Origin of the sequence: Pseudomonas sp. CBZ-4 (assembly GCF_000346755.1) — a bacterium.
GTDB lineage: Bacteria > Pseudomonadota > Gammaproteobacteria > Pseudomonadales > Pseudomonadaceae > Aquipseudomonas.
In genome coordinates, this window is sequence record NZ_ANNV01000120.1 from 37,978 (window position 1) to 57,300 (window position 19,323).

20 protein-coding genes are annotated in these 19,323 nt (G+C 61.4%); 9 read left to right on the forward strand and 11 right to left on the reverse strand.

The window, feature by feature from the left end; genetic code table 11:
- Positions 1–208 precede the first annotated feature (208 nt).
- On the forward strand, positions 209–577 hold the full coding sequence (clpS, locus tag B348_RS0116440; RefSeq protein ID WP_017737163.1) for an ATP-dependent Clp protease adapter ClpS: 369 nt from the start codon (positions 209–211) through the stop codon (positions 575–577).
- Between the two features lie 29 nt (positions 578–606).
- Positions 607–2,877 (forward strand): ATP-dependent Clp protease ATP-binding subunit ClpA, encoded by a 2,271-nt coding sequence (gene clpA / locus B348_RS0116445; protein ID WP_017737164.1) that lies wholly within the window; start codon positions 607–609, stop codon positions 2,875–2,877.
- Positions 2,878–3,133: 256 nt separating this feature from the next.
- On the opposite strand, the gene infA is transcribed toward clpA, so the two are convergent.
- The 3 genes from infA to aat form a co-directional block, all read right to left on the reverse strand.
- Positions 3,134–3,352: a translation initiation factor IF-1 gene (gene infA, locus B348_RS0116450; RefSeq protein WP_002553999.1), complete on the reverse strand. Its 219-nt coding sequence runs from the start codon at positions 3,350–3,352 to the stop codon at positions 3,134–3,136.
- Positions 3,353–3,452: 100 nt separating this feature from the next.
- Positions 3,453–4,160, reverse strand: a complete 708-nt coding sequence (locus B348_RS0116455) for an arginyltransferase (RefSeq protein ID WP_017737165.1) — start codon at positions 4,158–4,160, stop codon at positions 3,453–3,455.
- A 56-nt stretch (positions 4,161–4,216) separates the two neighbouring features.
- Complete coding sequence (aat, locus tag B348_RS0116460) at positions 4,217–4,897, reverse strand: leucyl/phenylalanyl-tRNA--protein transferase (protein WP_017737166.1); 681 nt, start codon at positions 4,895–4,897, stop codon at positions 4,217–4,219.
- A 489-nt stretch (positions 4,898–5,386) separates the two neighbouring features.
- Between aat and B348_RS0116465 the strand changes: the two genes are divergently transcribed.
- From B348_RS0116465 to cysG, 6 genes are read left to right on the forward strand one after another with little or no spacing between them, the layout of a single operon-like run.
- On the forward strand, positions 5,387–7,795 hold the full coding sequence (locus tag B348_RS0116465) for a DNA translocase FtsK (RefSeq protein ID WP_026136830.1): 2,409 nt from the start codon (positions 5,387–5,389) through the stop codon (positions 7,793–7,795).
- Between the two features lie 54 nt (positions 7,796–7,849).
- Positions 7,850–8,473 carry an outer membrane lipoprotein chaperone LolA gene (gene lolA, locus B348_RS0116470; protein ID WP_017737168.1) on the forward strand — a complete coding sequence of 208 codons (624 nt, stop codon included), beginning with the start codon at positions 7,850–7,852 and terminating at the stop codon, positions 8,471–8,473.
- 10 nt (positions 8,474–8,483) lie between these two features.
- Positions 8,484–9,806: a replication-associated recombination protein A gene (locus B348_RS0116475; RefSeq protein WP_017737169.1), complete on the forward strand. Its 1,323-nt coding sequence runs from the start codon at positions 8,484–8,486 to the stop codon at positions 9,804–9,806.
- The gene (gene crcB / locus B348_RS0116480; RefSeq protein ID WP_017737170.1) at positions 9,806–10,180 is read left to right on the forward strand and encodes a fluoride efflux transporter CrcB; all 375 of its coding nucleotides are present in this window, start codon (positions 9,806–9,808) and stop codon (positions 10,178–10,180) included. The genes B348_RS0116475 and crcB overlap by 1 nt, the downstream gene beginning before the upstream one ends.
- A gap of 16 nt (positions 10,181–10,196) precedes the next feature.
- A complete protein-coding gene (gene serS, locus B348_RS0116485) occupies positions 10,197–11,477 on the forward strand; it encodes a serine--tRNA ligase (RefSeq protein WP_017737171.1) in 1,281 nt (426 codons plus the stop codon).
- A complete protein-coding gene (cysG, locus tag B348_RS0116490) occupies positions 11,478–12,872 on the forward strand; it encodes a siroheme synthase CysG (protein ID WP_017737172.1) in 1,395 nt (464 codons plus the stop codon). It abuts the gene before it with no gap.
- Between the two features lie 106 nt (positions 12,873–12,978).
- Here the strand turns inward: cysG and B348_RS0116495 are convergent, their stop codons facing one another.
- The 6 genes from B348_RS0116495 to tusD all read right to left on the reverse strand — a co-directional run bounded on the left by B348_RS0116495 (position 12,979) and on the right by tusD (position 16,415).
- Entirely contained in the window at positions 12,979–13,974 is a 996-nt protein-coding gene (locus B348_RS0116495) for a glutathione S-transferase family protein (protein WP_017737173.1), read from the reverse strand.
- A gap of 88 nt (positions 13,975–14,062) precedes the next feature.
- A complete protein-coding gene (locus tag B348_RS0116500; protein WP_017737174.1) occupies positions 14,063–15,064 on the reverse strand; it encodes a glycosyl transferase family protein in 1,002 nt (333 codons plus the stop codon).
- Positions 15,061–15,396: a TusE/DsrC/DsvC family sulfur relay protein gene (locus B348_RS0116505; protein ID WP_017737175.1), complete on the reverse strand. Its 336-nt coding sequence runs from the start codon at positions 15,394–15,396 to the stop codon at positions 15,061–15,063. The genes B348_RS0116500 and B348_RS0116505 overlap by 4 nt, the downstream gene beginning before the upstream one ends.
- A complete protein-coding gene (tusB, locus tag B348_RS0116510) occupies positions 15,393–15,671 on the reverse strand; it encodes a sulfurtransferase complex subunit TusB (RefSeq protein WP_017737176.1) in 279 nt (92 codons plus the stop codon). Before tusB ends, B348_RS0116505 begins: the two co-directional genes overlap by 4 nt.
- Positions 15,671–16,021 (reverse strand): sulfurtransferase complex subunit TusC, encoded by a 351-nt coding sequence (tusC, locus tag B348_RS0116515; RefSeq protein WP_017737177.1) that lies wholly within the window; start codon positions 16,019–16,021, stop codon positions 15,671–15,673. The genes tusB and tusC overlap by 1 nt, the downstream gene beginning before the upstream one ends.
- A gap of 1 nt (position 16,022) precedes the next feature.
- Entirely contained in the window at positions 16,023–16,415 is a 393-nt protein-coding gene (gene tusD, locus B348_RS0116520) for a sulfurtransferase complex subunit TusD (protein ID WP_017737178.1), read from the reverse strand.
- A 157-nt stretch (positions 16,416–16,572) separates the two neighbouring features.
- On the opposite strand from tusD, the gene B348_RS0116525 reads away from it, so the two are divergent.
- A complete protein-coding gene (locus B348_RS0116525; protein WP_017737179.1) occupies positions 16,573–17,754 on the forward strand; it encodes a CaiB/BaiF CoA-transferase family protein in 1,182 nt (393 codons plus the stop codon).
- 94 nt (positions 17,755–17,848) lie between these two features.
- On the opposite strand, the gene B348_RS0116530 is transcribed toward B348_RS0116525, so the two are convergent.
- Both B348_RS0116530 and B348_RS0116535 read right to left on the reverse strand, forming a co-directional pair.
- Positions 17,849–18,343 (reverse strand): SprT family zinc-dependent metalloprotease, encoded by a 495-nt coding sequence (locus B348_RS0116530; protein WP_017737180.1) that lies wholly within the window; start codon positions 18,341–18,343, stop codon positions 17,849–17,851.
- A 129-nt stretch (positions 18,344–18,472) separates the two neighbouring features.
- Positions 18,473–19,075 carry a Yip1 family protein gene (locus B348_RS0116535; protein WP_017737181.1) on the reverse strand — a complete coding sequence of 201 codons (603 nt, stop codon included), beginning with the start codon at positions 19,073–19,075 and terminating at the stop codon, positions 18,473–18,475.
- Positions 19,076–19,323 lie beyond the last annotated feature (248 nt).

Sequence of the window (19,323 nt, forward strand, 5' to 3'; positions counted from 1 at the left end):
ACCAGACTCCATCACTGGAGTATCATCCAGTTTATCCGTCCTAACCCGAATAAATAAGGTTGACTGCGCGGACCTTTTTTACCCACTGTGGGTTCTATTGGTTGTAACACTGATTTGCCGATAGTCAAGGCGACCAGTCGGTCAGAGTTGAAATTCTGACAGGTCGCCCCCACCACTGTATTTGAACCACTGACGAACCTTTCTTTCCATGCATGCAAACAGCCAGATTCGACTAACATTCAATCAGGATCGCCCGGATCAGGAACATGATGACGACGGTTCTGCAGGCGTTGCTGTCCAGGAGGCCAAGCCTGCTCTACAGGCGCCGCCGATGTACAAGGTGGTTTTGTTCAATGATGACTACACACCGATGGATTTCGTCGTCGAAGTGCTCGAGGTGTTTTTTAACCTGAACCGCGAGTTGGCGACCAAGGTAATGCTGGCCGTTCATACAGAAGGACGGGCAGTATGTGGAGTGTTTACCCGCGACATCGCCGAGACAAAGGCCATGCAGGTCAACCAGTACGCCAGGGAAAGCCAGCATCCGCTACTCTGTGAAATCGAGAAGGACGGTTAACGCCGACCACTTGGGTATGAGGTGAAGCTATGTTAAACCGCGAGCTCGAAGTCACCCTCAATCTTGCCTTCAAGGAGGCCCGTTCGAAGCGTCATGAATTCATGACCGTCGAACACCTGCTGCTGGCACTTTTGGATAACGAAGCAGCCGCCACCGTCTTGCGTGCGTGCGGCGCCAACCTCGACAAACTCAAGCATGATCTGCAGGAGTTTATCGACTCCACAACGCCACTTATTCCAGTCCACGATGAAGACCGTGAAACCCAGCCAACCCTGGGCTTCCAGCGGGTGCTTCAGCGTGCCGTGTTCCATGTGCAGAGCTCCGGTAAGCGTGAAGTCACGGGCGCCAATGTGCTTGTGGCGATCTTCAGCGAACAGGAAAGCCAGGCAGTGTTCCTGCTCAAGCAGCAGAGCGTTGCCCGTATTGATGTCGTCAACTACATCGCCCACGGTATCTCCAAGGTGCCCGGGCACGGCGATCATTCCGAGGGTGAGCAGGATATGCAGGACGACGAGGGCGGTGAGTCTTCTTCTTCGGGCAATCCATTGGATGCCTATGCCAGCAACCTCAACGAACTGGCGCGCCAGGGGCGGATCGATCCGCTGGTGGGGCGGGAGCTTGAAGTTGAGCGCGTAGCGCAGATCCTCGCACGTCGTCGCAAGAACAACCCGTTGCTGGTGGGTGAGGCGGGCGTGGGTAAAACCGCGATTGCCGAAGGCCTGGCCAAGCGCATCGTCGATAACCAGGTGCCGGATCTGCTGGCCAACAGTGTCGTCTACTCCCTGGACCTGGGCGCCTTGCTCGCCGGGACCAAGTACCGTGGCGATTTCGAGAAGCGCTTCAAGGCGTTGCTCGGCGAGCTGAAAAAACGCCCGCAGGCGATCCTGTTTATCGACGAAATTCACACCATCATCGGTGCGGGTGCGGCGTCTGGCGGGGTGATGGACGCCTCCAACCTGCTCAAGCCGTTGCTGTCGTCGGGTGATATCCGTTGCATCGGCTCGACCACGTTCCAGGAATTTCGCGGCATCTTCGAGAAAGACCGCGCCCTGGCGCGTCGCTTCCAGAAAGTCGACGTGTCCGAGCCTTCGGTTGAAGACACCATCGGCATCCTGCGCGGGCTCAAGGGGCGTTTCGAAGCGCACCATGGCATCGAGTACACCGACGAGGCCCTGCGTGCAGCGGCCGAGCTGGCGTCACGCTACATCAATGATCGGCATATGCCGGACAAGGCCATCGACGTGATCGACGAGGCGGGCGCCTATCAGCGCCTGCAGCCGGTCGAGAAGCGTGTGAAGCGCATCGACGTGCCTCAGGTCGAGGACATCGTCGCGAAGATCGCGCGTATTCCGCCTAAACACGTCAACAGTTCCGATAAGGAGCTGCTGCGTAACCTGGAGCGCGATCTCAAGCTCACCGTGTTTGGCCAGGATGCGGCCATCGACGCGCTGTCCACCGCGATCAAGCTGTCCCGTGCGGGGCTCAAGGCGCCGGACAAGCCGGTGGGTTCGTTCCTGTTCGCAGGCCCCACTGGTGTCGGCAAGACCGAGGCGGCGCGGCAGTTGGCCAAGGCCATGGGGATCGAGTTGGTGCGGTTCGACATGTCCGAATACATGGAGCGGCACACTGTGTCGCGCCTGATCGGTGCGCCTCCGGGCTATGTCGGCTTCGACCAGGGCGGTTTGCTGACCGAAGCGATCACCAAGCAACCGCATTGCGTATTGCTGCTCGATGAAATCGAGAAGGCCCACCCGGAAGTCTTCAACCTGCTCCTGCAGGTGATGGACCACGGGACCCTGACCGACAACAACGGGCGCAAGGCGGACTTCCGTAACGTGATCGTGATCATGACCACCAACGCCGGTGCCGAAACGGCCGCGCGGGCCTCGATCGGCTTCAGCCATCAGGATCACTCTTCCGATGCGATGGAAGTGATCAAGAAGAGCTTTACGCCGGAGTTCCGCAACCGCCTGGACACCATTATCCAGTTTGGTCGCCTCAGCCATGAGGTCATCAAAAGCGTGGTGGACAAGTTCCTTACCGAGCTTCAAGCGCAGTTGGAAGACAAGCGCGTGCAGCTGGAAGTGACGGACGCGGCACGCAGCTGGCTGGCCGAAGGTGGCTACGACGCGGCAATGGGCGCACGCCCGATGGCGCGTCTGATCCAGGACAAGATCAAGCGGCCCTTGGCCGAAGAGATCCTGTTCGGCGAGCTTTCCGACCATGGTGGCGTGGTGCATATCGACCTGAAGGATGGCGAGCTGACCTTCGAGTTCGAGACCACGGCTGAAATGGCCTGATCGTTGATTGCAACACAGCAAAAAGGCGCCGAAAGGCGCCTTTTTGCTATCTCCAGGTTTGGAATACCGCCTTCAAGACAACAGAGATCAAATGTGGGAGCTGGCTTGCCTGCGATAGCGGTGTATCAGCTAAAAAATTCTTCTCTGACCGACCGCTATCGCAGGCAAGCCAGCTCCCACAGGGAATTCAGGGTGTTCGGTAAATAGCGCACACACAAAAACGCCCGGCATAACCGGGCGTCTTGTATTGACTTGCTTAGCGAGCGCGGTAAGTGATGCGCCCTTTGCTCAAGTCATAGGGCGTCAGCTCGACGCGCACTTTGTCACCGGTAAGAATACGAATGTAGTTCTTGCGCATCTTGCCGGAGATATGCGCGGTTACGACGTGCCCATTTTCCAACTCCACACGAAACATGGTGTTGGGCAGGGTGTCGACGACAGTGCCTTCCATTTCGAAGCTGTCTTCTTTCGACATGCAGTAAAGCCCTCGGTATCCAGTGAATGGCCCGGTGCAACTGCGCCAGGCAAAAGCGGCGTGCATTGTGCCCGAAAAAGGGTGTTTAAGCCAAGGGGTTCTAGTTAAGCGTGACCCATCTTTGATTAATCAGCAGTTCTATGGGGCGATATTGGGTCTTGTAGTTCATCTTTTTGCAGTTTTTGATCCAGTAACCCAGGTACACCGCCTCCAGTTCCAGGCGCAGGGCTTCACCGATTTGCCACAGGATCGCAAAGCGCCCCAGGCTGCGGCGCTCTTCGGCGGGCTCGTAGAAGGTGTACACCGCCGACAGCCCGTTGGGCAGCAGGTCGGTCACGGCGACGGCCACCAGCCGACCGTCGAGGCGGAACTCGTAGAAGCGCGAGAAGGGCAGGTCGCGCACCAGGAAGGTGGAAAACTGGTCGCGGCTGGGCGGAAACATATCGCCGTCAGCGTGGCGTTGTTCGATGTAGCGCTGGTAAAGGTCGAAATATTCTTCGCTGTAGCGTGGCTTGGTGGCGGTCACCGTCAGGTCGGCATTGCGCTTGAGAATGCGCTTCTGGTTACGGTCCGGCAGAAATTGCGCCACAGGAATGCGCGCCGGTACACAGGCATTGCAATTCTGGCAATGGGGGCGGTACAGGTGGTCGCCGCTGCGCCGAAAGCCCATTTCCGAGAGGTCGGCGTACACGTGCACGTCCATCGGCTGGCTGGGGTCGAGGAACAGGGTGGGGGCCTGCTCGTCGGGCAGGTAGCTGCAAGAGTGGGCTTGAGTGGCATAAAACTTCAAGCGCGCCAACTCGGTCATGATCAACCCTCGGGGTAAGCTTTGAAACAAGTGTAAGCCACGTGCGCGAAAGTCGCCTAGGAAACCCAGGGTCCGGCATTGGGTTGGTCCAGATGGTCGTGCAGGTACTGTGCAAAGTCACTGCGCGGGATGGCGCGGGCGCCCAGGCTGTGCAGGTGATCGTTGGGCATCTGGCAGTCGATCAGCACAAAACCCCAGGCCTGCAACTGCCGGGTCAGGGTGGCGAAGCCGAATTTCGAGGCATTGTCGGCACGGCTGAACATGGATTCGCCAAAGAACAATTGGCCCATTGCCAGGCCATAGAGCCCGCCCACCAGCTTGCCCTCGTCCCACACCTCGACGGAATGCGCGTAACCGCGCTGGTGCAGCGCCAGGTAGGCGTCCTGGATGCCTTCGGTGATCCAGGTGCCATCGGCATAGGCACGAGGTGCGGCGCAGGCCTGGATGACGGCGGCGAAGTCCTGGTCGAAGGTCACGGTATAGCGTTGTTGGCGCAACAGTTTGCCGAGGCTGCGGGACACATGCAGTTCTTCGGGGAAAATCACTGTGCGCGGGTCGGGTGACCACCAGAGGATCGGCTGGCCCTCCGAGAACCACGGAAAGCAGCCGTGGCGGTAAGCCTGCACCAGGCGTTCGGCCGACAGGTCGCCACCGGCGGCCAGCAGGCCATTGGGTTCGCGCATGGCCTTGGCCAGCGGCGGGAAGGTCAGGGAGTCACGTTGCAACCAGGTCAGCATGGCATCCAGGCTTGAGGAAGGGGAGGGGAGCGGCAGGTGCCGCGCGTGAGGGTGATTATTGTCGACGCGGCGCCTCAGGGCCAGCCCGAATCGGGCGCAAGTCAGGATTAGCGTGAGCGGGTGTTTCTGCAACTCTCTGCCGGGGATGTGGTCGTAACCGGGGTTACACCATGCAGGCCATTTGCCAAGCTTGCCTTGTTTGGTAAAAACAGCCCATAAGCCTTTGTCAGCAAAGACAATGCATGCTCAAATTGAACATGTTGCAACACTTGAATTGTCTATGCTGCCGGGGGAAGGGCAAGGGCGTGGCAACGGGGGCACAAACCCGTACAATGCGGGCACTGTGGCGTTATCGCCGTTTCACCGCTTCTTCTCCCAGTGTTAAACGTAGAATCAACGACGTTCGTTTATTTTTCAGCTGCTCGGATTGGGCAGTGGTTGCAGTCATTCAATAGATGGACGCGCTAAAAGCGCAGGAAAAGACCCGTTTTGAAGAAATCCGCCGCAACACCTAAAGCAGCAGTCGTGCCGGCCTGGCGCCAGCACCTGCACTACCGCCTCAAGGAAGGTGCGCTGATCGCGATCGGCGCCCTGTGCCTGTTCCTGATGATGGCCTTGCTCACCTATGGCAAGGACGATCCAGGCTGGAGCCACAACAGCAAGATCGACGACGTACAGAACTTTGGCGGCCCCGCCGGTTCCTACAGCGCCGATATCCTGTTCATGGTGTTGGGTTACTTCGCATATATCTTCCCCTTGCTGCTGGCGATCAAGACCTGGCAGATCTTCCGCCAGCGCCACGAACCGTGGCAGTGGAGCGGCTGGCTGTTCTCCTGGCGCCTGATCGGCCTGGTGTTCCTGGTGTTGTCCGGCGCGGCCCTGGCCCATATCCATTTCCATGCACCCACCGGCCTGCCGGCGGGCGCCGGTGGTGCGCTGGGCGAAAGCCTGGGCGACCTGGCGCGCAAGACCCTGAACATCCAGGGCAGCACGCTGATGTTCATTGCCCTGTTCCTGTTCGGCCTGACCGTGTTCACCGACCTGTCGTGGTTCAAGGTGATGGACGTGACCGGCAAGATCACCCTCGACCTGCTGGAGCTGTTCCAGGGCGCCGCCAACCGCTGGTGGGCCGCACGGGTCGACCGCAAGCGCATGGTCGCGCAACTGCGTGAAGTGGACACCCGCGTCAACGAAGTGGTGGCCCCGAGCACGCCGGATCGCCGTGAGCAGGCCAAGGTCAAGGAGCGCCTGATCGAGCGCGAGCAGGCCCTGAGCAAGCACATGTCGGACCGCGAGAAGCAGGTGCCACCGGTGATCGCTCCCGCGCCGCCCAAGGCCCCCGAGCCGAGTGCCCGTGTGCAGAAAGAGAAGCAGGCGCCGCTGTTTGTCGACAGCGCCGTCGAAGGCACCTTGCCGCCGATCTCGATTCTCGACCCGGCCGAAAAGAAACAACTCAACTATTCCCCGGAGTCGCTGGCTGCCGTCGGCCATCTGCTGGAAATCAAACTGAAGGAATTCGGCGTCGAAGTGACCGTGGACTCAATCCACCCCGGTCCCGTCATCACCCGTTACGAAATCCAGCCGGCTGCGGGCGTCAAGGTCAGCCGCATCTCCAACCTGGCGAAAGACCTGGCCCGCTCTCTGGCCGTAACCAGCGTGCGCGTTGTGGAAGTGATCCCCGGCAAGACCACCGTGGGCATCGAGATTCCCAACGAAGACCGCCAGATCGTGCGCTTCTCCGAAGTGCTGTCGACGCCTGAATACGACAACTTCAAGTCGCCGGTCACCCTGGCCCTGGGCCATGACATCGGCGGCAAGCCGGTGATCACCGACCTGGCGAAAATGCCCCACCTGCTGGTGGCCGGTACCACCGGTTCCGGTAAGTCGGTGGGCGTGAACGCGATGATCCTGTCGATCCTGTTCAAGTCCGGCCCGGACGACGCCAAGCTGATCATGATCGACCCGAAGATGTTGGAACTGTCGATCTACGAAGGCATCCCGCACCTGCTGTGCCCGGTCGTCACCGACATGAAGGACGCCGCCAATGCCCTGCGCTGGAGCGTGGCCGAGATGGAGCGGCGCTACAAGCTGATGGCGAAGATGGGCGTGCGCAACCTGGCGGGCTTCAACGCCAAGATCAAGGAAGCCCACGATCGTGGCGAGACCATTGATGACCCGTTGTACAAGCGCGAAAGCATTCATGACGAAGCGCCGAAACTGACCAAGCTGCCGACCATCGTGGTGGTGGTGGACGAATTCGCCGACATGATGATGATCGTCGGCAAGAAGGTCGAAGAACTCATCGCCCGTATCGCCCAGAAGGCCCGTGCGGCCGGTATCCACTTGATCCTCGCGACCCAGCGTCCGTCGGTGGATGTGATCACCGGTCTGATCAAGGCCAACATCCCGACGCGCATGGCGTTTCAGGTATCGAGCAAGATCGACTCCCGGACCATCATCGACCAGGGTGGCGCCGAGCAACTGCTGGGCCACGGCGACATGCTCTACATGCCACCAGGCACCAGCCTGCCGATCCGCGTACACGGCGCCTTTGTTTCCGATGATGAAGTGCACCGCGTGGTGGAAGCCTGGAAGTTGCGCGGAGCACCTGAATACAACGACGACATCCTCAACGGCGTCGAAGAAGCCGGCAGCGGCTTCGAGAATGGCGGCGGTGGCGGTGACGACGATGCGGAAACCGATGCCCTGTACGACGAAGCCGTGGCCTTCGTGCTCGAGAGCCGCCGCGCCTCGATTTCTGCGGTGCAGCGCAAGCTGAAGATCGGCTACAACCGCGCCGCCCGCATGATCGAAGCCATGGAAATGGCTGGCGTTGTGACCGCCATGAACACCAACGGCTCGCGCGAAGTCATCGCCCCCGGGCAGATGCGCGACTGACCCCGTGCCGCGTGGCAGCACGCGGCGCGCCCTTACGACTCAATGAGGACTCCCATGCGCCTTATCCGCATGCTGTTGTTGCCGGCACTGGCCCTGACCGCTGTTTCGGCCCACGCCGACCCGGCCTCCGTCGCCAGCCTGACCAACCTGTTGGACAAATCCAAGACCCTGACCGCGCGCTTCTCCCAGCTGACCCTGGACGGCGGCGGCACCCAGTTGCAGGAAACCGCCGGCGAAATGGCCGTGCAGCGCCCTGGCCTGTTCTTCTGGAAGACCGACGCGCCGAACGAGCAGACCATCGTCTCCAACGGCCAGAAGGTCACCCTGTGGGACCCGGACCTGGAGCAGGTGACCATCAAGAAGCTCGACCCGCGCCTGAACCAGACCCCGGCGCTGTTGCTGTCGGGCGATGTGTCGAAGATCAGCGACAGCTTCGAGATCACCTCCAGGCAAACCAGCAACGTGATCGAGTTCACCCTCAAGCCGAAGTCCAAGGACACGCTGTTTGACACCCTGTCCCTGTCGTTCGGCAACGGCGTGATCAACAACATGCGCCTGATCGACAGCGTCGGCCAACGCACCGATATCCTGTTCTCCGGGGTCAAGGCCAACCAGCCGGTGCCTGCCTCCACGTTCAAGTTCGACATCCCCAAGGGTGCCGACGTGATCCAGGAGTAAAACGCTGCCCATGGACCTGTTTCGCAGTGACCCGATTGCCCAGCCCCTGGCCGCGCGCTTGCGCTCGACCAACCTGGATGAGTACGTCGGCCAGGAGCACCTGCTCGCTCGCGGCAAGCCTTTGCGTGAAGCCCTGGAGCAAGGTGCGCTGCACTCGATGATTTTCTGGGGGCCGCCCGGGGTGGGTAAAACCACCCTGGCGCGCCTGCTGGCGAAAGTCTCGGATGCACACTTCGAAACGGTCTCGGCGGTACTCGCCGGGGTCAAGGAGATCCGCCAGGCGGTCGAGGTGGCCAAGCAGCAGGCCGGGCAATACGGCAAGCGCACCATCCTGTTCGTCGACGAAGTGCATCGCTTCAACAAGTCACAGCAGGATGCGTTCCTGCCCTATGTGGAAGACGGCACGCTGATCTTTATCGGCGCCACCACCGAAAACCCGTCGTTCGAATTGAACAACGCCTTGCTCTCGCGGGCGCGGGTCTATGTGCTCAAGAGTCTGGACGAAGTGGCGATGCAAAAGCTGCTGCACCGCGCCTTGAGCGAAGACAAGGGCTTGGGCAAGCGCCAGCTGAGTGTCAGTGAGGAAGGCTTCAAGATTCTGCTGAGCGCCGCCGATGGCGACGGGCGGCGCTTCCTCAACCTGCTGGAAAACGCCTCCGACCTGGCGGAAGACGGCAGCGAGATCGGCGTCGACCTGCTGCAAAGTCTGCTGGGTGACACCCGCCGGCGTTTCGACAAGGGCGGTGAAGCCTTCTACGACCAGATCTCGGCGCTGCACAAATCCGTGCGTGGCTCCAACCCCGACGGTGCGCTGTACTGGTTTGCGCGCATGATCGACGGCGGTTGCGACCCGTTGTACCTGGCCCGTCGCGTGGTGCGCATGGCCAGCGAAGACATCGGCAACGCCGACCCGCGTGCGCTGAGCCTGTGCCTGGCGGCATGGGACGTGCAGGAACGCCTCGGCAGCCCGGAAGGCGAGTTGGCCGTGGCCCAGGCCATCACCTACCTGGCCTGCGCGCCGAAAAGCAATGCGGTGTACATGGGCTTCAAGTCCGCCTTGCGCGCCGCCGCTGAATACGGCTCCCTTGAGGTGCCGATGCACCTGCGCAATGCGCCGACGAAGCTGATGAAACAGCTGGGCTACGGTGATGAATACCGCTACGCCCATGACGAGCCGGACGCTTATGCCGCCGGCGAAGACTACTTCCCCGATGAGCTGGAACCGCTGCCGCTCTATCAGCCGGTGCCCCGTGGCCTGGAGCTGAAAATCGGCGAAAAGCTGAATCACCTCGCCCAACTCGATCGACTCAGCCCCAGACAGCGGAGAAAGTAGTGCTCAAGACGATTCTTGCCGTGTCCGCAGCCGGCATCGCTGGTACATTATTGCGTTTCGCCACCGGTACCTGGGTCAGCGCCCATTGGCCGAAGCATTTTTATGCGGCGACCCTGGCGGTCAACCTGGTGGGCTGCTTGATTATCGGGCTGTTGTACGGCTGGTTCCTGTTGCGCCCGGAAGTGCCGATTGAGATTCGCGCCGGCTTGATTGTCGGCTTTGTAGGCGGTCTGACGACCTTTTCATCCTTTTCACTGGATACGCTGCGCCTGCTGGAAAGCGGGCAAGCCCTGGTTGCCTTCGGGTACCTGGGCGTCAGCGTGTTCGGCGGGCTGCTCGCCACCTGGGCTGGCCTGTCCCTGACCAAACTTTGATAAACGAGAGACCGACATGCTCGATTCCAAACTGTTACGTAGCAACCTTCAGGACGTAGCGGACCGCCTGGCATCCCGTGGCTTTGCCCTGGATGTTGCGCGCATCGAAGCGCTGGAAGAACAGCGCAAGACCGTCCAGACCCGCACCGAAGCACTGCAGGCTGAGCGTAATGCCCGTTCCAAATCCATCGGTCAGGCCAAGCAGCGCGGCGAAGACATCGCGCCGCTGATGGCCGACGTCGAGCGCATGGGCACTGAGCTGTCCGACGGCAAGGTCGAGCTGGAAGGCATCCAGTCCGAGCTGGACTCGATCCTGCTGGGCATCCCCAACATCCCGCACGAGTCCGTGCCGGTGGGTGAAGACGAAGACGGTAACGTCGAAGTGCGCCGCTGGGGCACGCCAAAAGCCTTTGATTTCGCGGTCAAGGATCACGTCGCCCTGGGCGAATTGACCGGTGGCCTGGACTTCGAAACCGCCGCCAAGATGTCGGGTGCACGTTTCTCCCTGCTGCGTGGTCCGGTGGCCCGCCTGCACCGCGCCCTGGCGCAGTTCATGATCAACCTGCACACCGGCGAGCACGGCTACGAAGAAGCCTACACGCCGTACCTGGTACAGGCGCCGGCGTTGATGGGCACCAGCCAGCTGCCGAAATTCGAAGAAGACCTGTTCAAGATCAGCCGCGAAGGCGAAGCCGACCTGTACCTGATCCCGACGGCCGAAGTGTCGCTGACCAACATCGTTGCCGGCGAGATCCTCGACGCTAAAGAGCTGCCGCTGAAGTTCGTCGCCCACAGCCCATGCTTCCGCAGCGAAGCCGGTGCCTCGGGCCGCGATACCCGCGGCATGATCCGCCAGCACCAGTTCGACAAGGTCGAGATGGTGCAGATCGTCGAGCCGTCGACCTCCATGGACGCCCTGGAAGGCCTGACCGCCAACGCCGAGCGCGTCCTGCAACTGCTGGAGCTGCCGTACCGCGTCCTCGCGCTGTGCACCGGCGACATGGGTTTCAGCGCCGTGAAGACCTACGACCTCGAAGTGTGGGTGCCGAGCCAGGACAAGTACCGCGAGATCTCGTCGTGCTCCAACTGCGGTGATTTCCAGGCCCGTCGCATGCAGGCGCGTTTCCGCAACCCGGAAACCGGCAAGCCGGAACTGGTGCACACCCTCAACGGTTCGGGCCTGGCCGTAGGCCGTACCCTGGTGGCCGTGCTGGAAAACTACCAGCAGGCGGACGGTTCGATCCGTGTGCCAGACGTGCTCAAGCCGTACATGGCGGGCGTTGAGGTCATCGGCTAAATGGAATTTCTGCCGCTGTTTCATAACCTGCGCGGCAGTCGTGTGTTGGTCGTCGGTGGCGGGGAGATTGCCTTGCGCAAATCCCGGCTGCTGGCCGACGCCGGTGCGTTGCTGCGGGTGGTTGCTCCCCAGATCGAAAGCCAGCTCAACGAGTTGGTCTTGGGCAGTGGCGGGGGACTGATTTTGCGCGGTTATCAGGAGGCCGACCTCGACGGTTGCACCCTGATCATCGCCGCCACCGACGATGAAACGCTGAACGCGCAAGTGTCCAGCGATGCCAAGCGTCGGTGCGTGCCGGTCAATGTGGTCGATGCGCCGGCCTTGTGCAGCGTGATCTTCCCGGCGATTGTCGATCGTTCGCCGTTGGTGATTGCGGTGTCCAGCGGCGGCGATGCGCCGGTGCTGGCACGCTTGATCCGCGCCAAGCTGGAAACCTGGATTCCGTCCACTTATGGCCAATTGGCCGGGTTGGCGGCGCGCTTTCGTGCCCAGGTCAAAGGCTTGTACCCGTATGTGCAGCAGCGTCGCGCGTTCTGGGAAGAAGTGTTCCAGGGCCCGATTGCCGATCGCCAACTGGCCGGGCAGGGCGCCGAAGCCGAGCGTTTGCTGGTGGAAAAAGTCAACGGCAAGGCGCCCCATGCGCCAGGTGAGGTCTACCTGGTGGGCGCTGGTCCCGGCGACCCGGATCTGCTGACCTTCCGCGCACTGCGCCTGATGCAGCAAGCCGACGTGGTGCTCTACGACCGCCTCGTTGCGCCAGCGATTCTGGAACTGTGCCGCCGCGATGCCGAGCGCGTGTACGTCGGCAAGCGTCGCGCCGACCATGCCGTGCCACAGGACCAGATCAACCAGCAACTGGTGGACCTGGCCAAGCAAGGCAAGCGCGTGCTGCGCCTCAAGGGTGGCGATCCGTTCATCTTTGGCCGTGGTGGCGAGGAGATCGAAGAGCTGGCGGCCCATGGCATCCCGTTCCAGGTCGTGCCGGGCATCACGGCGGCCAGTGGTTGCGCGGCGTACGCCGGGATCCCGCTGACCCACCGCGACTATGCGCAATCGGTGCGTTTCATCACCGGGCATCTGAAGGACGGGACTTCGGACCTGCCCTGGCATGACCTGGTGGGGCCGTCCCAGACCCTGGTGTTCTACATGGGGTTGATTGGCTTGCCGATCATCTGCGAACAGCTGATCAAGCATGGACGCGCAGCCGATACCCCGGCGGCGTTGATCCAGCAAGGCACCACGTCCAACCAGCGCGTGTTTACCGGCACCCTGGCCGACTTGCCGCGCATGGTGGCGGAGCATGAAGTGCATGCGCCGACACTGGTGATCGTGGGTGAGGTGGTGGTGTTGCGTGAAAAGCTCAAGTGGTTCGAAGGCGCGCAGTCTCAGGTCTAAAGCCTAAAAGCATCGCGGGCAAGCCCGCTCCCACAGGGGATTGCATTCCAACTGTGGGAGCGGGCTTGCCCGCGATGAGGCCTTCAAGTCCAGCGAGAAACCCGGATCAGCTCCAAACTGCGTTGCCCTTCAATTTCAAGCGATCATGCTTGGTATCAAATGCTTGCAACGGGCCTTTAGGCACAATCCCCGTCGGATTGATCGTACGGTGACTGGCATAGTAATGCCCCTTGATATGCCCGAAATCCACCGTCTCGGCCACTCCCGGCCACTGATACAACTCCCGTAGCCAATTCGACAGGTTCGGATAATCCGCAATCCGCCGCAAATTGCATTTGAAGTGCCCGTAATACACCGCATCAAAGCGAATCAGCGTAGTAAACAGGCGCACATCCGCTTCGGTCAGGTATTCACCCGCCAGGTAGCGATGGTCACCCAGGTGCTGTTCCAGGTAATCCAATTCGGCAAACACATCATCAAACGCACTTTCATAGGCGTGTTGTGAAGTGGCAAAACCTGCGCGGTACACACCGTTGTTCACGGCCGGGTAAATACGCTCATTCAGTGCGTCGATGGTCGGGCGCAGCGCCTCGGGGTAGAAATCCAGAGTGTTGCCGGTCAGCCCGTTGAACGCGCTGTTGAACATGCGGATGATCTCCGCCGATTCATTACTGACGATGCGCTTGAGCTTTTTGTCCCACAACACAGGCACCGTCACCCGGCCGGTGTAGTCGGCGGTGTCAGCGGTATAGCGCTGGTGCATGAAGGCAAAATCGTCGAGGGCGTCGCCGCTGGAGCCGTGGGCCTTGTCGAAGGTCCAGCCGTTTTCCAGCATCAGCCAACTGACCACGGACACGTCGATCAGGCTTTCCAGGCCCTTGAGCTTGCGCAGGATCAGCGTGCGGTGGGCCCAGGGGCAGGCGAGGGACACATACAGGTGGTAGCGGCCGGCTTCGGCGTGGAAGCCGCCTTCGCCGCTTGGGCCGGGCGCGCCGTCGGCGGTCACCCAGTTACGGCGTTGCGCTTGTTCGCGCTGGAATGCGCCGTCCGCGCTACTTTCGTACCACTGGTCTTTCCAGTGTCCTTCGATCAGCAAACCCATGACTGGCTCCTCGGCTAATAAGCATTGGAGCCCAGTCTAAAGGGATGGGTTCGATTTAAAAGCGCAAAGACTGCGGATGAATGATCGATTAAATCGATTTATCCCGCGCATCCCAGTATTGCTGGGCCAAGGCGAAAGCCTGTTCCCGTGGGTGGCCGAGGCCGCGCAAGGCCAGGGCCATGGTGGCGATCAGCGCGAGTTGCGGGTAGCTGTCCTCTGCATCACCGCGCCACAGCGCTTTCAAATGCTCGGGTTCCAGCGTCGCTGGCTTGACGTGGCGCTGGGCGGAGAGGGCGGGCCACTCTTCGTCCCAGCTTGCGCCGCCGGTGGTGCCGTACAGGTGGCTGGCGCTGTCGGGGTTGATCTCGATCTCGCCGCCGTCACCCTTGACCACAATCACGTTGTCGCCGAGCAGGCCGCTGGCATCGCGGTGCACGCCCTGGTAGCCGGGATGGAAAATGCTTTGCAGGCCCAGGCGGGCCTGCAGCGGGTTGAGCAGGCGCGCCAGGGAGTGGATCGGCGAGCGCAGGCCCAGGGTGTTGCGCAAATCGATCATGCGTTGCAGCTGCGGCGCCCAGTCGCCCAGCGGGATAAACGCGAGGTTGCCGTGTGCATAAGCGCTTTCGACCTGCTGCCAATTGCGGCACAGCGGGATCTGCAAGCCTTCCAGCAACTGCTCGGTGTACAGCCGGCCCGCCGTGTGTGCGCCGCCGCCGTGCATAAGGATGCGCACGCCGTTTTGCGCCAGGCACTTGGCCGCCAGCAGATACCACGGCAGGTGGCGTTTCTTGCCGGCGTAGGTCGGCCAGTCCACGTCCACATTCAACGCTGGCGCGTCAAGGCGTTCGCGCACGGCTTCGGTGAAGCCGGCGAGTTCTTCCGGGCTTTCCTCCTTGTGGCGCAGCAGCATCAGGAAGGCGCCGAGCTGGGTGTCTTCGACCTTTTCGTCGAGCAGCATGCCCATGGCTTCACGGGCTTCCTCGCGGGTGAGGTTGCGCGCGCCGCGCTTGCCTTTGCCGAGGATGCGCACGAACTGCGCAAACGGGTGTTCGGCGGGGGTTTCGAGGGTCAGGGGAGCAAAGTCGGTCATAAGCAATTCGTCGGCCTGGGCAGGCCCGCCAGCTTGGCGGCGAGTTTGGCGGGAGTGCCGTTGAACAGTTTGTTGAGGTGCAGGCTGTTGCCCTTTTCCGGGCCGAGCTTCAACGCGGTGTACTTGATCAGCGGACGCGTGGCCGGGGATAGCTGGAATTCGGCGTAGAAGCCGCGCAGCAGGTCGAGGATCTGCCAGTGGTCGGGCGTCAGCTCCAGGGCTTCTGCGGCGGCCAAGGCGTTGGCGACCTCGGCGGACCAGTCGTCCAGGTTGATCAGGTAACCGTCCTTGTCCAATTCGAGGGTGCGTTCACCTACGGTCAAGGTGTTCATAGCCAGCTGTTGACCTTGTCGTAATCGAGGGACAGTTGCACGAAACCGGGATAGTCCACGCTGTCGGCCCAGTCCGGTAAGGGCAGGTTGCGCGCCTGCATGTCTTCGGCCAGCACAAATACCTTCACGCCCTTGGTGTGCAGGGCGGGGGCGTGCAGCCCGTAGGCGCCGTCGCCGCACAGCAGGATCGCGTCGTCGGCGCCGCAGATGCGCAGGCAACTGTCGAGGCGACTGTCGGAAAACGGCGAGTGAGACACCACATGTAAAGTCGACATCAGAGGGTAATCACCTGGTCGTAACGGTCAATCAATTGGGAAATAGCCTCGTTGCTCAACGGTTGCGCCTCGGTGGGCGGCGTCAAGCCACGCACGGCCATGCTGTGGCGGCAGACAAAGACATCGTCGATGCCAAACAGCCCCAATGCCTGCAGGTTGGCACTCAGGTCCTTTTGTTGCACGGCCTTGGCGTTCTGGTGCGGTGCGAGCTGAAACACGCCGTCATCCATGAACAGCAAGCCAATCGGCAAATCAAAGGCACCGCCGGCCAGCACGATATCCAGGGCTTCCCGCGCACCGGGGCCGGACCACGGCGCCTGGCGGCTGATCACCAATAGGGATTTGGACATGTCACGGCCCTCCAAAACAGATCAGGCGGTCGGCGGCCTGGGCCGCATCGTGCAACTGCCCCAGGCCCGACAACGCCCACGGGGCTTCGAGGTTCACCGCGCTGCGCTGATAACGCGAGGCTTCTTCATGATTAAGCACGCCGCGACGCAAGGCGGCGGCAATGCACACGACGCCGTCGAGCTGGTGCAGGCTGACGAACTCACGCCATTGGCGCGCGATGTCTTGCTCATCCTGGGGCGCGACAATGTTGTTGGATGCGCTGTACACGCCATCCTGATAGAAAAACAGCCGCACAATCTCGTGCCCGCCAGCCAGCGCCGCCTGGGCGAACAGCAGGGCGCGGCGCGAGGAGGGCGCGTGAGCGGCGGAAAACACGGCAATCGCAAACTTCATGGAACACTCGGCAAGCAAACGTGGGCCAATGATAAAGCCGTCGCCAGGAAAAAGCCCGCCGTGATCAAAACGGTCACTGTCGCTGATCGTTCTGACGATTGCCCGTAGGACCAAGGCTGCCTAGTCTGTGGGCAATCGAAACGGAATTGGAGTGCCCATGACAGGTCCCCTGGCGTCCCTCAAAGTGCTGGATTTCTCCACCTTGCTGCCTGGCCCGTTTGCGTCCTTGCTGCTCGCGGACATGGGCGCCGAGGTCTTGCGCATCGAATCGCCCACGCGCATGGACCTGCTGCGGGTGTTGCCGCCCCATGACCGGGGCACGTCGGCGAGCCATGCCTACCTCAATCGCAATAAACGCAGTCTGGCGCTGGACCTCAAGCAGGCCGAAGCGTTGGAGATCGTGCGCGCGTTGGTCAAGGAGTACGACATTGTGCTTGAGCAGTTTCGCCCTGGGGTGATGGAGCGGCTGGGTTTGGGTTACGAGGCGTTGAAGGCGATCAACCCAAAGCTTATTTATGTGTCGATCACCGGCTACGGCCAGACCGGCCCCTACAAGGACCGCGCCGGGCACGATATCAACTACCTGGCGCTGGCCGGTGTGGCCAGCTACACCGGGCGTGAGGACAGCGGGCCGTTGCCCCTGGGCGTGCAATTGGCGGATGTGGGCGGTGGCTCGTTGCATGCGGTGGTGGGGTTGCTGGCGGCGGTGATCGCCCGGCAGCACAGTGGCGTCGGCCAATACCTGGATGTAAGCATGACTGACTGTTCGTTCAGCCTGAATGCCATGGCCGCTGCGGGTTACCTGGCGTGTGGGGTTGAGCCTGGGAGGGAGAGCCATGTGCTCAATGGCGGCAGTTTTTATGACTATTACCGCACGCGGGATGGGCGGTGGATGTCGGTCGGCAGTCTGGAGCCGGCGTTTATGCAGCAACTGTGCGAAACGCTGGGGCGGCCTGAGTTGGCGGCGCAAGGGTTGTCGCCCAAGCCCGAGCAGCAAAAGGCCCTGAAACAGGCGTTGCAGGTTGAGTTCGAGAAACGCAGTTTTGACGAGCTTTGCGCGTTGTTCGCCGAAGTGGATGCTTGTGTCGAACCGGTGCTGAGTTTGAGTGAGGCGGTGGAGCATCCCCAGTTGAAAGCGCGGGCGTTGGTCAGCCAGGTGCCTCGGGGTGATGGTTCGAGCCAGGCGCAACTGGCGTGTCCGTTGAAGTTCTCGCAGGGTTTGCCGGCGCCTCGGCATATTGGGGTGGCGGTGGGGGCGCACAGTGACGAGGTGTTGGTGGAGTTGGGTATGAGTGCTCAGCGAATTGACGAGCTGCGGCGGTCCAGGGTGGTTGGGTAGCGTCTGGGCTGGCGCTATCGCAGGCAAGCCAGCTCCCACATTTTGACCGCGCCGCCGATCCCATGTGGGAGCTGGCTTGCCTGCGATGAGGCCCTCACTCCACCCGAGTCTCCCCAGTGAACACCAGGGTCTGCCGACACCGCCGACACAAATACCGCCGCCCCTGTGCCACCAACCCATGGCGCTGCGCCGAAAACGGAAAATCACTGTCCGCACACGGGCAGCGGTAGATGTACCGCATCACCTGGCGCCGTTTCACCGCATAGGTATGGCAACGGTCCGGTGGCAGTTCGTAGACCCCGCGCATGATCAGCTGCCATTCCTCGCCATGGGGCTGGATACGCTCGCCAAACAGTTGGTGGGCAATCAAATGCGCCACTTCATGGGCCACGGTCTGTTTCAGGAAATGTTGGCTGTTTTCGCGGTACAACTGGGGGTTGAAGCGCAGCAGGTTCTCGTGCAAATGCGCGACACCGGCCTTCTGGCCCCGCAGCTTGAGGCTGACCTGGGGGCGTTTGAAGCTTCGTTTGAAAAAGGATTCGGCTTGTTGGAAACAATCTTCGACGCGGGTGTTGAGCTGCTCGGGCATGCTGTACCTATCTCCAGAGACGCCCAGTATGCCGCAAAGGCGAGTGTTTCCGAATCTGTCAGGCGCCGAATGGTCGCACATAACGCACAAAGCCACCTTGCGGTGGCCTTGCCCAGGGTTTGAACGCGCTCAACTGGTGTAGATCGGCCCTACGCCCAGGCCCCAGACAATCACGGTAAACGCCATGATTGCCACCAGCACGACCAGCCCTACGGCCAGCACCGAACTGGAAAACAGGAAACCCTCGTCGGGGTCGATGTTCATGAAGGTCGGCAGCCCCACATACAGCAGGTACACCGTGTAGCAAATCGCCGCCGTGCCCACCACCATGCCCAGCCACATATGCGGATACAGCGCGGCCAGCCCGCCGATAAACAATGGTGTCGCGGTGTAGGTGGCGAACGCCACGCAGCGCCGCATGCTCGGGTTGGCGTCGTAGGTACGGGCCATCCAGTGGATGAACGCGCCCATCACCGCCACGCCGCCGAGCATGGCGGCGTAGGACATCAGGGTCATCCACAAGGCGCTTTCCTGGGTCAGCATCACCGGCGCGCGGTTGCCGATGACCCAGCCGACCTGGGTGGTGCCGATAAAGGCTGATACGGCGGGGATCGCCGCAAGAATCAGCGTATGAGTGAGGTACATGTGGCCGATGCTTTCTTCTTTATCGCCACGGATTTCCCGCCATTCCTGGTCGGGATGGGTAAATAGCCCCACGACGTGATGGATCATGCCAGTCACTCCTGTCGTTATTACCATCGCCCCCCATCGGAGCGCCCACGGGCCAATTGGCCTGAAAGGTCCCGGATATCTGTGCGACCTCAAGTCGCAGTATAGGAAGGGATGACCGGAATAACTGTAGGGCCTTTAGAGCAAATTGCGCTGTAAACGCTGGGGTTAATCGCGGTGAGGTCTGTCAGGGGTACCTCGGCCTCGGTGGGAGCTGGCTTGTGTGGGAGCTGGCTTGCCTGCGATAGCGG

Coding starts and splice junctions, on each gene's coding strand:
- clpS (WP_017737163.1), top strand. CDS start 209: ATGCATGCAAACAGCCAGATTCGACTAACATTCAATCAGGATCGCCCG.
- clpA (WP_017737164.1), top strand. CDS start 607: ATGTTAAACCGCGAGCTCGAAGTCACCCTCAATCTTGCCTTCAAGGAG.
- infA (WP_002553999.1), bottom strand. CDS start 3,352: ATGTCGAAAGAAGACAGCTTCGAAATGGAAGGCACTGTCGTCGACACC.
- B348_RS0116455 (WP_017737165.1), bottom strand. CDS start 4,160: ATGACCGAGTTGGCGCGCTTGAAGTTTTATGCCACTCAAGCCCACTCT.
- aat (WP_017737166.1), bottom strand. CDS start 4,897: ATGCTGACCTGGTTGCAACGTGACTCCCTGACCTTCCCGCCGCTGGCC.
- lolA (WP_017737168.1), top strand. CDS start 7,850: ATGCGCCTTATCCGCATGCTGTTGTTGCCGGCACTGGCCCTGACCGCT.
- B348_RS0116475 (WP_017737169.1), top strand. CDS start 8,484: ATGGACCTGTTTCGCAGTGACCCGATTGCCCAGCCCCTGGCCGCGCGC.
- serS (WP_017737171.1), top strand. CDS start 10,197: ATGCTCGATTCCAAACTGTTACGTAGCAACCTTCAGGACGTAGCGGAC.
- cysG (WP_017737172.1), top strand. CDS start 11,478: ATGGAATTTCTGCCGCTGTTTCATAACCTGCGCGGCAGTCGTGTGTTG.
- B348_RS0116495 (WP_017737173.1), bottom strand. CDS start 13,974: ATGGGTTTGCTGATCGAAGGACACTGGAAAGACCAGTGGTACGAAAGT.
- B348_RS0116500 (WP_017737174.1), bottom strand. CDS start 15,064: ATGACCGACTTTGCTCCCCTGACCCTCGAAACCCCCGCCGAACACCCG.
- B348_RS0116505 (WP_017737175.1), bottom strand. CDS start 15,396: ATGAACACCTTGACCGTAGGTGAACGCACCCTCGAATTGGACAAGGAC.
- tusB (WP_017737176.1), bottom strand. CDS start 15,671: ATGTCGACTTTACATGTGGTGTCTCACTCGCCGTTTTCCGACAGTCGC.
- tusC (WP_017737177.1), bottom strand. CDS start 16,021: ATGTCCAAATCCCTATTGGTGATCAGCCGCCAGGCGCCGTGGTCCGGC.
- tusD (WP_017737178.1), bottom strand. CDS start 16,415: ATGAAGTTTGCGATTGCCGTGTTTTCCGCCGCTCACGCGCCCTCCTCG.
- B348_RS0116525 (WP_017737179.1), top strand. CDS start 16,573: ATGACAGGTCCCCTGGCGTCCCTCAAAGTGCTGGATTTCTCCACCTTG.
- B348_RS0116530 (WP_017737180.1), bottom strand. CDS start 18,343: ATGCCCGAGCAGCTCAACACCCGCGTCGAAGATTGTTTCCAACAAGCC.
- B348_RS0116535 (WP_017737181.1), bottom strand. CDS start 19,075: ATGATCCATCACGTCGTGGGGCTATTTACCCATCCCGACCAGGAATGG.